Origin of the sequence: Synechococcus sp. MU1642 (assembly GCF_020514115.1) — a bacterium.
In the GTDB taxonomy this organism is placed as follows: domain Bacteria; phylum Cyanobacteriota; class Cyanobacteriia; order PCC-6307; family Cyanobiaceae; genus Parasynechococcus.
In genome coordinates this window covers 95,715-108,592 of the sequence record NZ_VTKZ01000007.1, presented here as the reverse complement: position 1 = coordinate 108,592, position 12,878 = coordinate 95,715, and the positions used below count along the sequence as shown (strand labels likewise).

The following is a 12,878-nucleotide window of genomic DNA, read 5'->3' as shown; positions in this document are numbered from 1 at the left end:
GCCATGTGTTCCATCTGGCAGGCAAACGCTTTTCCATCGACGACACCGACTGGATCGGTGATCGCAAAAATCAATTGGTGCTGATCGGCCGCGACATCGACCACACCACACTGCGGGAGCAACTCCAGGCCTGTGTGGCACGGGATGCAGGAAAAGGTTTCAGCTGATTCAGCAGAACCCAGAAATGCTGCTTATTGTGCGTGCCATGGGAGAAACCTTGATGGTCGAACCACTGCTGCTCGGAACAGTCTTTGTTCTCGCCAGCCTGCTGCTGTGGCTTCTGGCTGATTCCGACGACGACAACGGTGGAGGCGGCCTACGCCAGCCGGTTCTTGTGCCCATCCCCGTGCGCCATCAGCAACGCTGAAGAAAACAAGATCCTCTTCTTCAATCCCCCGCTGCAGAGGGGGATTTTTTATGTCGACGCTTGGCCAAGCGGAAGCAGCGTGACTTTGGCCCCATCCCTGAACGTGAGGCGGCAACGGGTGTGGGGAGGATGCTCCTGATCGATCGGACAGTTAGCCCGCACCAGCACATCAGCGACATGGATTCGGTATTCCCATGAATCACCCAGAAATTCACGTCCCAAGATGCTTGCCTCACCTTCGGAATCGGCGACGACATTGATGTCGTGCGGATCCACCAGCACACAACAGGTATCGGAGGCTCTGCGGTCAGCCTGGACCCATGGGGCGGATGCATCCAGTTCTCCCAGCAGACAGGACAACTGGCCTTGGCCTTGGGCCTGAACCGGAATCAAATTGCGCTGAAGCACAAAGGATCCAACAAAAGGAGTCGCCGGTGATCTCACGATCTCGGGGGGCGATGCACATTGATGCAGCACTCCATCCCGCATCACGGCAACACGATCGCAAATCGCCAGGGCTTCTCCGGGGTCATGGGTGACGATCACGCCGCTCGCACCGCAGGCGTCGAGCACAGAGGCGAGCTCACTACGCAGGCGGAGCCTCACCTCCACATCAAGACTTGAAAAAGGCTCGTCAAGAAGTACAACCCTTGGCGCTGGGGCCAAAGCACGGGCCAACGCCAGCCGTTGCCGCTGGCCACCGGAAAGCTGGTGCGGGTAGCGCTGCTCGAGCCCCTTCAGCCCAAGCAACTCAAACAACCAAGCCACGCGCTCATGGTTGGGATTCCGCCGAGGCAAACCAAAACTGGCGTTCTGCCAAGCGTTCAGGTGAGGGAATAGGGCGTAGTCCTGGAACACCATGCCAACACCCCTGCGTTCTGGTTCCATCCAGACCCCATCTCCAGCCACCATTCGCTGATCCAGCTGCACCGTGCCGCGTCGGGGGCGTTCGAAGCCAGCAATTAAACGAAGCAGGGTGGTTTTGCCGCAGCCTGAGGGGCCCAGCAAGCCCAACAACTCCCCTGACGCCACCTGAAGATCAACCCCCTTCAGGGTCCAGCCGTCAGAAGCATCGCCGTAGCTATGCCAGACCCCGTTTAAAGCAACCGTTGGCTCCATCGGGAGCAGCTGTTCCACAGACCAGATGAAGCTTGGGAAGCGACCGAGCTTATGAGTGTGACAAATGATCGAAGCCGATGTGCGGTTTGCACGCTCTGGATCAGATCTCCATCGTTCATCGCCAGACTCATTCCATGGCAATGTCGCAGGCCATGTCGCGACAACGGTGTCCGGCCCATCGCTGAAGTGAAGTTGCTGCCCAACCGGATTGTTGTTCCAAGCCCAACACGGCTGGCCCTAATCCTGATCGCCTCCATCACTGGCCTGATTGCGATCTGGCCGGTGCTGACGCTGGTCAAGGAAGCCCTGACGTCCTTGACCAGCGGCTTCAGCGATCTTGGCCCCGATGGCATGCGACAAATCGTTGGCACAATCCAGCTGCTGCTCGGCACAGCAACGCTTGGCACCGTGCTCGGCACAGCCAATGGTTGGCTGCTGTGCAACTGTCGTTTTCCCGGTCGGCAATGGCTACGCATTGCCCAGCTAATTCCTCTGGCAACGCCGGCCTATCTCCTCTCGGCCACCCTCGTCGATCTGGGAAGTCGCCACAGCTGGACCATTCACGGCATGGGCTGGGGCATCGCTGTGATGGCCCTTACGACCTACCCCTACGTGTTCCTGCTGAGCACGGAAAGTTTCTCCGTCAGCGGCCAGCGTCAGCTGGAGGCATGTCGCAGCCTGGGGGTCGGTCCCTGGTCAGCCTTCCGGCGTGTGGCCTTACCCATTGCACTGCCCGCGATCGGAGCCGGCGTCGCTCTCATGGGAATGGAAGTTGTCAATGAGCTTGGTGCCGTCCAGCTCCTCGGCATTCCGAGTCTCTCCGCAGGCATCCTTGAAACCTGGCAGTCCAACGGCGACCCCGCAGGCGCCATCAGCTTGGCCTTGGTCACTCTGGTGATCGTGTTGACGTTGGTGGTGTGTGAACGAGGCCTGCGCAGGCGCAGCCGACGCTGGAGCGATGGCGTGGCCGGCGGGGACGCAACCGCTTGGCACCTACATGGATTCCGTGCTGGTGTGGCGCAACTGCTCGCCGTCATCCCTCCGATCGTGAGCCTGGGGACCCCGCTGCTGTGGGCCGCCAGCAACTTGGATCAACTCCAAAAAAGCTGGAGCGACGATCTGATCAGCCTGAGCGGCCGCAGTCTTTTGCTGGCCCTTGTCGCTGCCGTTTTGGCGGTAACGGCAGCACTGGTGCTGGCCATCGCCAAACGCTGGTCCAGCGCCCCATGGCTGAAAAGCCTCACCTTCCTGGCCGGAACGGGCTACGCCATCCCCGGCACCGTCCTGGCTCTGGCCCTGTTGCTCACTGGGGGCCCCTGGCAGATCGCCCCCTTGCTACTGCTGCTGTGGGGCTACAGCGATCGATTTCTGGCGGTGGCGAAAGGTGGCCTGGACGCAGCCCTGGAGCGGATCAGCCCGAGCCTGGATGAGGCAGCTATGGGGATGGGATCACCGTGGCAGGGCGTGCTCCAACGCGTGCATCTGCCCCTCTTGCGCGGACCGATCACCGTCGGGCTGCTGCTGGTGTTTGTCGACACGGTGAAGGAGCTTCCCCTCACCTTCGCTCTGCGGCCTTTCGACTTCGACACGCTCTCAGTGCGCGTGTTCCAGTACGCCGGCGATGAACGGTTGGCCGAAGCGATGTTGCCGGCCCTGATGATCCTCGTTCTGGGGCTGGTCGCCGCCATGGCCTTGGTTCCGACGCTGGATCACGCCTCCAGACGAGAGAGTTCGTCACCCCCGCAGCAACCGCTCTGATGCATTGCGCTGGAGAACACCAGCACGGGTGTTGAGACGTAGAGGGAGTGTCGACCAGGACAGCGGCCGTCCTGTGGACACCGAGTAGGTGGTCTCCAGGAGGGTGCCCCTGCCCCCATCGATCTCCAGCAAGGTGAAGGTCTGCTGTGCTGGCGCTCCACCTTCCAGCAGGCGCCGGGGTCCACTGCCCAAGGCGCCGAGCTGGATCAAATCGAGCTGACCACATCGGCTGGAGAACCAGGCGTGGTGATGACCACTGATGTAAGCCTGCACTCCTGTGGCGTCCATCAAGGCCTGAAGCGCACGTCCCCGCTCCAACACCTCGCCGGGGCGATCCTTGCCCAGACCAACACCCGCCAGGGGGAGATGACCCACAACAAACCGAGCACGAGCCGCTTGTGCCTGGGGACTGGCCAACTGCTGTTGTGCCCAGGCCAACTGATCCTCAGGAACACTGGCTGAGCTGGCGTCCCAGAACAACCAGAAGATCCCGTCCTGCAGCGCCGTGTAGCGAAACGGAAACTGCGAGGCATCCACAAGCATTAATCCCATCCGGGAACGGATCGGGGTCCAGAACCGACGAACAGCGGCACGATCCGCGGGGAACCCAGGTGAACCGTCATGGTTCCCAATCGCTGGCAGCAGTGGAATGTCCGCCGCCTGAAGCCGCTGCAGAACGGACGTTTCAAAGCCCCGCCACATTGCATCCAGCTGCTGACCACTGAGGCCTAGCATCTGAGCCGCGACCATGTCGCCAGCACACACCACCAGATCCGGCTGCAGGCCAATGAGCTGATTAAGCCCCTGATCAACGGCAGGGATGTAGCTGGTGGAGCCATAGCTGCTGTTGAGATCGCTGATCAGGCCAACGCGGTGAACTCCCCCCCTGGCGGCGTTCAAGGGCAAGGCCGCTGCAGTGAGACCGGTGCCAAGCACCAACTGCAGTATCTGACGACGACTCAGCAGCACAACAGCAAGGGGGTCAGCCGGGACGTTTCAAACGTTGGACCACCATCCGATCAGCCACCAGTGCCCCGCTGGCAACAACATCGGCCAGGGTGGAGAGGAGTCGATAGCTGAGAACCACCGCGAGCAACTGCGCCTCTGGCACGGCAGCACCCAAACGCAGCAGCAGGGTGGCCTCAAACACCCCCAGCCCCCCAGGCGCACCAGGCACCACCAGCCCAACGGCGTAGGCCAGTCCAAAGGCCGCGAGCCAGGTGAACGGCTCCGGACTTTGAATCCCGAAGGCCTGGACACTGCACCAGAACCCGGCAAAGCGGAAGAGCACGAACAGCAGCTGAAGGCTGAGGGGCCGCCATGGATAGCCGCCGCGGCCGCTTCCCTCACTTTTCAAGGGCCCACTGCCAACCGACTGCAATTGCGCCGCCTTAGAACGTTCCAGTCGACGCAGAAGGGGCTCGCGCCAGCGAGGAATCATCAACAGCGCAGGCCAGGGGGCCAGCAGGGCAAAGCCTTGCTGCCATCCACCAGCAACCACAACAAGAACGGACGCCGCCACGATCAAGAGTGGATCAAGGATCACCCCTGCCAGGGCAGGGCCGCCACCAATCACCGGGCGCAGCACCCGAACCCGCTCCACCAGATGCCAAATCCCTCCCGGCAAGTACTTGAGCAGATTGCTGCGCACAAACAGCGGCACCACAGCGAGGCCCTGGGGAGGGTGTTTCAACCAAACCAGCAGATCCCGCCAAGCCAGACCATTGATCAGGATGCTGAGCCAGGTCAGTCCAAGCCCCATCACAAGCCACCACCAACCGTTGGCCACCAAGCTCAGCTGGTGAAGTTGGCCCGCCTGCTGGGCCAGAGCCACAGCGATGAAGATCAGGCTGGCCAGCGTGATCCAGAGCTTGGGTTGACGGAGAAACTTGCTCATCAGGCCCAATCTTCCGTGCTGACAAACGGTGCTAAAGCAACAGCAGCCCGCAGCTCATCAAGGGAACACCCAGAGCTGGCCTGAAGGGCCTCAAGGGCATCCGCTTCGGCTTTGACGGTGCAACATCCATCGGGGCGACGCACCTGTTTGGCGGCGACGGGCCCCCAGGGGGTTTCGAGCACGCCCTGCCGCCTCGGCAACACCCAGCGTCCCTGGCACCGCTCCCTCAGACCGATGCTGCTGCCAGCACTGAGCCAAAGGCTGCGGATCTGATCGGCATTCTCATGCCGCACAAGCGCCGTCAACAACTGGCCACTGCGGCCCTTTTTCATGAGCAACGGCTGCACCGCCACATCGATCGCTCCCGCATCACGCAAGCGATTGGTCAAGACCGCGACCTGTTCTGGGGTGGCGTCATCGATCCAAGCTTCCTGCACGACCAACGACTCCCAACGGGGACCTTCCACCGCATTCGCCGCTGGGCTGTGGAGCACAAGGCGCACCAAGTTGGGGCGATCCAGTTGGCGATGGCCGAGGCCAACACCAACCTTTTCGGGAACCAAACGATCAGGAGCGACAAACTGACCCACCAGAACCGAAACCAGGGCGAGGCCTGTGGGCGTCACCAACTCTCCCGTGGGCAGGTCTCCGCCCTGAAGCAAAGGAATGCGATGACGTCGCGCCAGTTCCAGCACTGCAGGAACGGGCACCGGCAACAGGCCATGGGCGGTTGCCACCGTTCCGCTCCCCGCAGGCAAAGGGGAACAGACGATCCTGTCTGGATTGAGATGGTCAATCGCCGCACAGACACCCACCACATCCACGAGGGCATCTATAGATCCGACCTCATGGAAGTGAACGGCCTCCACCGGAGTTCCATGCACAGTGGCTTCGGCTTCCGCCAAACGGGTAAATACTGCGAGCACCCGTTGCTTTAGCGATGGCGCTAATGCAGCTGCATTGATCTGATCACGGATCCCCGACCAGTAGCGGTGGGGCGGCTGATCCTCGAGACCCTGCACATCAACGCGGACCCCCCGGAGACCACCGCTGCGCGCCTCCTGCTGGGTGATTCGATAGCTCCCTGCCAAACCGAGTGCCGCCAGCGGCGACTCCACCACGGCCTGGTCCACGCCCAAATCCAACAGTGCGGCGAGGAGCATGTCGCCTGCCAACCCCGTTGGTGCATCAATCCAAAGAGCACTCATCGCCCCAGACGCGGGGCCGCCTCCAACAGAACACCGGTCTGCTGGTCAAGCGCCTCACGCTGCTGACGCAACTGCTGTTCAATCTCCCGGCGGGCGCGACGCTGCTCCCGTTGGGCCGTGGCGACGTCATGGCCCGAGAGTCCCCACAACCGTCCCAACAAAGCGCGGTCATCAGCCCCACCACGGGCCTTACCGAAGACCACAGTCTCAGCAGCGATGCCGGCTTGAAGCACCCGGCTCCAACGCCTTAGATCCTCAAGGGGCATGCGGACGCTGTCCGGCACAGCGAACTCCGTGGCGCCGCTGCTGCGCAGTCCTGCACGCACACAGGCCAGGGTTCCCACCAGCACCTGCTGAACCGGAAGTTGCTCCTCTTCCGCGATCAAAACATGGCCCGCCTCATGGACCGCAATTCGACGCAAACGCTCCTGCCCACCAGGCAAAGCTTCGGCAAGGATATGACCGCCCATGCCTTCCCATGTAGCGGCATCAACGCTGAGGGTGACCAGGGCGCCGCAAACCGCTACCACAATCCAGGCAGCAGACAGACCCAGTGCAGGACCAAAAGCACCGAGGGCGGTAATCCCTGCAACGGCAACGCCAGCCCGAAGTGCCCCCGTAGAGCCCTGCCCCGCCTCTGCCATCAGCTGCGAGCGCGGGAGGTGGCACGCCCACGACCTCCCTTGGATTTGCCGCCACGCGTCGGCATGGGAGCAATCACCTCGTGCTGTTCGAGGTGAAGTTCCTGGCCCTGGCGGCGCAGGTCAAGGCTGACGAAGTGACGAAGGTGTTCAAGGGGAAGCTCACCCTTGATCTGAATTTTGAAGGGAAGCGGACGGTGGCCGTCTGCACGAGCCTGCTGCCGAACCTTCACCACAATTTCGCCGGTTTCAGGCTTGGTGAAGATCAACTCCCCTCGAATGGAGAAGAAGTCGTCACCCTCCGGCAGGGTGTCAGAGGCATCGGCTTGGTCCGGAGCCAAGGTGCTGGGTTCCCATACCCCAGCGATCTGCAGATGCAGATGATCACTTTCACGGCTTCTGGGATAGACGACCCAGAGGTGGGGTTGATCCAGGGGGAGATGCCGCCGAATCAGGGTGAGCACACGACCGAGAACAACTGTTTCCAATGGGACCCCCTGGGCATCGGTCAAGTTGCCACGGGTGAGTTGCTCGGGATCGGTTGGGGTGTACGTGCCGCGCACAAGCCCGATGGCCCGGTACTGCAACGGCTCTGTAACCGGGGGAATCGGATGGGCGCGCATTGATGCTGATCCGGGCGGAGTCAAAAGCCCTCGTAGGGACTGTAGCCAGCCCACTGCAATCTCCTCAGACTGAAGTGGCTGATTCGAGATCGGATGCCAAGCCCGGGCCGGATTCTGTTGCTGCTGGCTTCCATCACTGGAGCTGCACTGGTCGGTTGGATCGCAGCTGCCTCCATGGCCCCCAGGAAACCCGTGCACGGGGGAGACGCCAGGCTGAAGATCAGCAGATTGAACTGCCGATCTTCAGCTCTAGGGCCAGGACAACCTCAGCGAGGCAGATCAGGGCCTGCTGCTGGAACGCCTGGTGGCACTAGAACTCCTGCAAGAGGCCGAAATGATGCTGCAACCCTGGCTGTCTGGCCGCACCACGCCGCGCGAACTCATCCTGTTTAAAGCGGACCTGCAACGTCGCAATGGCCAGCCCGAATCATCCCGGCGCAGCCTCCAAAATCTGCTTCCGCTGCATCGGAATGATCCGTAGGTTCTGCAAGTGCTTGTGTTTCTAAACCAAGAGCAGGGACGCCATCGGCAGGCGAGAGCGGAGCTCACCACCCGGTTCAAAAACCTTGAGCCTGGCCAGCGTTTGGAGGTCGGATTGCTTCTGGCTGATGTGCCGAGACAAGGCGGATCCGATCAGGCCGCAATGAATACGTATGGCTAACTGGCCAGAGAAAAAATAAATGATGCAAGGCCCCTTTTGGCCCTAACGCTGTGCGGCAAAAAAGGGAGATGAAGAGGCTGTTCACACCTTGCTGGAGCAGGCCCAGAAAAACGGGACGCAAACGGACGGATCGATGCGGTGGCCGGACAGCTCGGATTAAGCGCAGCCCGTAGCAACGCTTCTGAACAACTCAGCGCTATGGCGTTTTGGGAGGGTTCTGATAGGCCTTGAGGGCCGCATCAATGGCATCGGAGGGTGGCGTGGCATCGTCCATGGCCGTCGCCCGCCGAATCTGATTCAACAGATCCATGGGGTTCGCGGAATCCAGAATTGAGCCGCTGCCATCGGTGTCGCCGTAGATCTCGCGTTCCTCGCGGTTCTGAAAAGGAGCTTCAACTTGAGCATGAACCCCCACCGGGATAGCTGTCATCACTACAAAAGACAGCGCAAGTTGCGCGGCAGCCGCAAGACGGCGAGACATCAGCGAACTCCAGATTTGGCAGATGCTAAGGGTCCTTGACGCCAAAGGATCAACCGTGCAAATCGCCACCTGGAATGTGAACTCGGTTCGCATGCGATTGGATCAGGTGCTCAGCTGGCTGGAGAGCGAGCAACCGGATCTGCTCTGTCTGCAGGAAACCAAGGTGGATGACCCTCTGTTCCCCCTTGAGGCCTTCAAATCTGCAGGCTGGCACGTGCACATGCATGGCCAAAAGGCCTACAACGGCGTCGCGCTGATCAGCCGCGAGCCCTTGGAGGATGTGCGCTGCGGCTTCGTTGGTGAGCTCCCAGATGATGCGGAAGCGGACGATCTCGGCGCACAGAAGCGCGTGATCAGCGCACTGCTTAATAGTGTTCGCGTGCTCAACCTCTATGTACCAAATGGATCGAGCCTGAAGTCGGAGAAATACCCCTACAAATTGGCCTGGCTCGGCTGCCTCAAGCGTTATCTCGATGCTCAACAGCAACGCGGCGAGCCGCTGTGCATGGTCGGCGACTTCAACATCGGCCTCGAAACACGCGATCTTCCTGACCCCGAACGCCAAACCGGCGGAATCATGGCGAGCGATGCCGAGCGCCAGGCCCTTCGTGAAGCCCTAGGTGAACGGCTTCAGGACGTGTTCCGGGTTTTCGAACCGGACTCCGGTCACTGGAGCTGGTGGGACTACCGCAGCGGTGCCTGGGACCGGGATCGCGGCTGGCGCATTGACCACATCTACCTATGCGACGAGCTGCTGGGACTTGCCCGCAGCTGCGTCATCCACAAAGGCATGCGCGGCAACCAACAACCCAGCGACCACGCCCCGGTCAGCGTTGACCTCGACTGGCCTCCAGCCGACGACGATGACGGCGATGAACCGTTGTTCTAATTCAGTTCAGTAGACCTCAACTCCTGCAGGCAGCGTCACCGTCCGTTTGGATGATTCCCCGCACGTGCGCGGCGTAGGGAGCACCTTGCCCGGATTGGCCCGGTTGTCTGGATCGAAGGCGGAACGCAACAGCCCCATCGTCTCCAGGTCGTCGGGGGTGAACATCCAGTCGAGGTAGCAACGCTTGTCAGCGCCAACGCCATGCTCTCCACTGATGCTGCCTCCGGCATCAAGGCACACCCGCAGGATGGCGGCACCGAGCTCCTTGACGTTCCTCTCCACGTTGGGCTGGTCCAGGGAATACAGGATCAGTGGATGAAGGTTGCCATCGCCGGCATGGAAAACATTGGCGACGGGCAGGCCGTGCTCCTGGCTGAGCCGTTCAATTGCCGCAAGCACCGACGGAAGGCTGCTGCGGGGAACCACACCGTCTTGCACGTAATAGGTCGGCGTGATTTTGCCCACTGCGGAAAACGCGGATTTACGGCCTTTCCAGAGCACCGCGCACTCCGCGAGGTCTTGGGCCCGCCGCAGGCCACGGGCCCCTGCCGCTCGACAAAGCGCTTCGGCACGTTCCGAAGAGGCCTGAACCTCAGCCTCCTGCCCATCGAGCTCAATCAGCAGAACGGCCGCAGCATCACGGGGGTATTCGTCGTACCCGAAGAAATCATTGACGGCGTTGATGGTGACGTTGTCCATGATTTCCATCCCTGCAGGCAAGAGGCCGCTCGCGGTCACCGATCGCACCGCTTCCCCTGCCGCTTCCATCGTGGCGAAATCCACCAACAGCACGTTCACGCACTCCGGCGCCCGAAGCAGGCGCAGGGTGATGGCCGTTGCAATGCCCAACGTTCCTTCGCTGCCGATGAAGGCACCACGTAGATCCAGTTCGCAGGATTCGGCCAGCCCATTGCCCAACTGCGTGATGGTTCCATCGGGCAGCACCACCTCAAGCCCCATTACGTGGTTGCTGGTCACGCCGTATTTGAGGCAGTGCACCCCGCCTGAATTTTCCGCCACATTTCCGCCGATGCTGCAAACCACCTGGCTGGACGGATCCGGGGCGTAATAAAACCCATCACCTGCAACAGCGCGTGTCACCCAGCTGTTGATGACCCCGGGCTGCACCGTGACCCGCTGATTGGCCAGATCAAGGTCGAGCACCCGACGCATGCGACTGGTCACCACCAAAAGCGCCTGCTGCTCCACCAACGCTCCCCCCGAGAGGCCGGTACCGCTGCCGCGAGCCACAAACGGCACACCGTGTCGATGGCAGCATTGCAACACCGCGGCGACCTGTTCGGTGGTCTCCGGCAGCACCGCCAGGGGCGGACAGTGGCGCTCAAGCGTCAGTCCGTCACAGTCGTAACTGAGCAGTTCCTGACGCTTCGCCACGATGGCCCGAGGGGGCAGACATCGGCGCAGATCCCTCTCCAGCACTGACCAGTCGTGGGCCACATCGATCTCGATCTGACTAAAGACTACGCATCAAAATGCGTGCGAAGTGGCCAATTAAGAAACACAGCAAACAGAACCGGTGGTTCCTGAGTCAGGATGTTGCACGGTTTGCATCAGCCCTTTGGCGTCGGTTCCAGTGACAGCTCCCGCGTTGAACACCAGCCACTCCCAGGCCATCTTCGGGGCAGCACAGGCCCTGATGCCTGGAGGTGTCAGCTCCCCTGTGCGGGCCTTCAAGTCGGTTGGCGGTCAGCCGATCGTGTTCGATCGAGTGAAGGGTCCCTATGCCTGGGACGTGGATGGAAATAAATACATCGACTACATCGGCAGCTGGGGACCGGCCATCTGCGGCCACGCCCACCCCGAGGTGATCGCAGCACTGCAGGAGGCGATCGAAAAGGGCACCAGCTTCGGAGCACCTTGTGCCCTGGAAAACACCCTGGCCGAAATGGTGATCGACGCTGTGCCCAGCGTTGAGATGGTGCGCTTCGTCAATAGCGGCACCGAGGCCTGCATGGCTGTGTTGCGACTGATCCGTGCCTATACCGGCCGGGACAAGGTGATCAAGTTCGAGGGGTGTTACCACGGCCATGCGGACATGTTCCTGGTGAAGGCTGGTTCTGGCGTGGCCACCCTTGGCCTGCCCGATTCCCCCGGGGTGCCCCGCAGCACCACCGCCAATACCCTTACTGCGCCTTACAACGATCTCGAGGCCGTTAAGGCTCTGTTCGCTGAGAACCCTGACGCCATCTCCGGCGTAATCCTCGAGCCCATTGTTGGCAACGCTGGCTTCATTCAGCCGGAACCCGGCTTCCTCGAAGGTCTGCGAGAACTCACCAAAGAGAACGGTGCCCTACTCGTCTTCGACGAAGTGATGACCGGATTCCGGATCAGTTACGGCGGTGCCCAGGCTCATTTCGGCGTCACTCCAGACCTCACGACCATGGGCAAGGTGATCGGTGGCGGACTTCCCGTGGGAGCCTACGGCGGCCGCGCCGACATCATGGGAATGGTGGCTCCGGCAGGCCCCATGTATCAGGCGGGAACCCTCAGTGGGAACCCCCTGGCGATGACCGCCGGCATCAAGACCCTGGAACTGCTCAAGCAGCCCGGCACATACGAGAAGCTGACGGCCACAACCCAGAAGCTCGTGGCGGGCATCAAGGACGCCGCCAAATCCGCTGGTATGCCGATCACAGCTGCCAGTGTCAGCGCCATGTTCGGCTTTTTCCTGTGCGAAGGCCCGGTGCGCAATTTTGAAGAAGCCAAGAGCACAGATTCTGAACGCTTCGGCAAACTGCATCGCGCCATGCTCGAGCGGGGCATCTACCTCGCACCCTCGGCCTTCGAAGCTGGTTTCACGTCCCTGGCGCACTCCGACGCCGACATCGAAGCGACGATCAACGCTTTCCGCGAAAGCTTCGCGGCCGTGGCCTGATCGTTACGTGCTGGCACCAGCACCCCCTCTCCCTCCACTGGTCTGAACGATCCAGACCGTGGAGAGTCGGTGGTCCGGCCAGCCTATTCCAGGCATTTGACAGCTTGAGCATCAGCAGTTCCAGGTTGACCAGGGTGAAACCCCTTAAATTCACCCGAAGACAGTTATCGAAATCAGGCTCACCCCCCTTGTGGAACGCTTCAGCAGTTCCGGTGTTGAGCAGATGAAGGTGTCTCGCATGACCTATCACTGGTCTTACGAAGCCTCATTAGGAGCACTGAAATTCAATGACTCCGGATCCTTCAGCAGACCTGCCCAGGAGAGTCATGTTGCGGTAA

At 61.2% G+C, this 12,878-nt stretch carries 14 protein-coding genes; 6 read left to right on the top strand and 8 right to left on the bottom strand.

The window, feature by feature from the left end:
• Together FZZ85_RS08590 and FZZ85_RS08585 are read left to right on the top strand one after the other, a co-directional pair.
• A partial coding sequence (locus FZZ85_RS08590) for a GTP-binding protein (RefSeq protein WP_226414151.1) occupies positions 1 to 167 on the top strand: 167 nt, incomplete at its 5' end.
• 17 nt (positions 168 to 184) lie between these two features.
• The gene (locus FZZ85_RS08585) at positions 185 to 367 is read left to right on the top strand and encodes a hypothetical protein (protein ID WP_226414127.1); all 183 of its coding nucleotides are present in this window, start codon (positions 185 to 187) and stop codon (positions 365 to 367) included.
• Between the two features lie 48 nt (positions 368 to 415).
• Here FZZ85_RS08585 and FZZ85_RS08580 read toward each other — a convergent pair whose 3' ends face one another.
• On the bottom strand, positions 416 to 1,486 hold the full coding sequence (locus tag FZZ85_RS08580) for an ABC transporter ATP-binding protein (RefSeq protein ID WP_226414149.1): 1,071 nt from the start codon (positions 1,484 to 1,486) through the stop codon (positions 416 to 418).
• A 186-nt stretch (positions 1,487 to 1,672) separates the two neighbouring features.
• On the opposite strand from FZZ85_RS08580, the gene FZZ85_RS08575 reads away from it, so the two are divergent.
• Positions 1,673 to 3,244, top strand: coding sequence for an iron ABC transporter permease (locus tag FZZ85_RS08575; protein ID WP_226414125.1), 1,572 nt, complete (start codon positions 1,673 to 1,675; stop codon positions 3,242 to 3,244).
• Here the strand turns inward: FZZ85_RS08575 and FZZ85_RS08570 are convergent.
• From FZZ85_RS08570 to FZZ85_RS08550, 5 genes are read right to left on the bottom strand one after another with little or no spacing between them, the layout of a single operon-like run.
• Positions 3,221 to 4,213, bottom strand: coding sequence for a metallophosphoesterase (locus FZZ85_RS08570; RefSeq protein WP_226414123.1), 993 nt, complete (start codon positions 4,211 to 4,213; stop codon positions 3,221 to 3,223). The two genes, FZZ85_RS08575 and FZZ85_RS08570, sit on opposite strands and share 24 nt — an antisense overlap.
• 13 nt (positions 4,214 to 4,226) lie before the next feature.
• The gene (locus tag FZZ85_RS08565) at positions 4,227 to 5,141 is read right to left on the bottom strand and encodes a lysylphosphatidylglycerol synthase domain-containing protein (protein ID WP_226414121.1); all 915 of its coding nucleotides are present in this window, start codon (positions 5,139 to 5,141) and stop codon (positions 4,227 to 4,229) included.
• Positions 5,141 to 6,349, bottom strand: coding sequence for a nickel pincer cofactor biosynthesis protein LarC (gene larC, locus FZZ85_RS08560; protein WP_226414119.1), 1,209 nt, complete (start codon positions 6,347 to 6,349; stop codon positions 5,141 to 5,143). Before larC ends, FZZ85_RS08565 begins: the two co-directional genes overlap by 1 nt.
• On the bottom strand, positions 6,346 to 6,993 hold the full coding sequence (locus FZZ85_RS08555) for a hypothetical protein (RefSeq protein WP_226414117.1): 648 nt from the start codon (positions 6,991 to 6,993) through the stop codon (positions 6,346 to 6,348). Before FZZ85_RS08555 ends, larC begins: the two co-directional genes overlap by 4 nt.
• Positions 6,993 to 7,613 (bottom strand): hypothetical protein, encoded by a 621-nt coding sequence (locus FZZ85_RS08550; RefSeq protein WP_226414115.1) that lies wholly within the window; start codon positions 7,611 to 7,613, stop codon positions 6,993 to 6,995. Before FZZ85_RS08550 ends, FZZ85_RS08555 begins: the two co-directional genes overlap by 1 nt.
• Before the next feature lie 304 nt (positions 7,614 to 7,917).
• On the opposite strand from FZZ85_RS08550, the gene FZZ85_RS08545 reads away from it, so the two are divergent.
• Positions 7,918 to 8,094 (top strand): hypothetical protein, encoded by a 177-nt coding sequence (locus FZZ85_RS08545; protein ID WP_226414113.1) that lies wholly within the window; start codon positions 7,918 to 7,920, stop codon positions 8,092 to 8,094.
• A 376-nt stretch (positions 8,095 to 8,470) separates the two neighbouring features.
• Here FZZ85_RS08545 and FZZ85_RS08540 read toward each other — a convergent pair whose 3' ends face one another.
• Positions 8,471 to 8,755 carry a hypothetical protein gene (locus tag FZZ85_RS08540; protein ID WP_226414111.1) on the bottom strand — a complete coding sequence of 95 codons (285 nt, stop codon included), beginning with the start codon at positions 8,753 to 8,755 and terminating at the stop codon, positions 8,471 to 8,473.
• A 55-nt stretch (positions 8,756 to 8,810) separates the two neighbouring features.
• Between FZZ85_RS08540 and xth the strand changes: the two genes are divergently transcribed.
• Positions 8,811 to 9,644, top strand: coding sequence for an exodeoxyribonuclease III (gene xth / locus FZZ85_RS08535; protein ID WP_226414109.1), 834 nt, complete (start codon positions 8,811 to 8,813; stop codon positions 9,642 to 9,644).
• Positions 9,645 to 9,650: 6 nt separating this feature from the next.
• Here the strand turns inward: xth and FZZ85_RS08530 are convergent, their stop codons facing one another.
• Positions 9,651 to 11,102, bottom strand: coding sequence for an FAD-linked oxidase C-terminal domain-containing protein (locus FZZ85_RS08530; protein WP_226414107.1), 1,452 nt, complete (start codon positions 11,100 to 11,102; stop codon positions 9,651 to 9,653).
• Positions 11,103 to 11,238: 136 nt separating this feature from the next.
• Between FZZ85_RS08530 and hemL the strand changes: the two genes are divergently transcribed.
• Positions 11,239 to 12,540, top strand: a complete 1,302-nt coding sequence (hemL, locus tag FZZ85_RS08525) for a glutamate-1-semialdehyde 2,1-aminomutase (protein ID WP_226414105.1) — start codon at positions 11,239 to 11,241, stop codon at positions 12,538 to 12,540.
• Positions 12,541 to 12,878 lie beyond the last annotated feature (338 nt).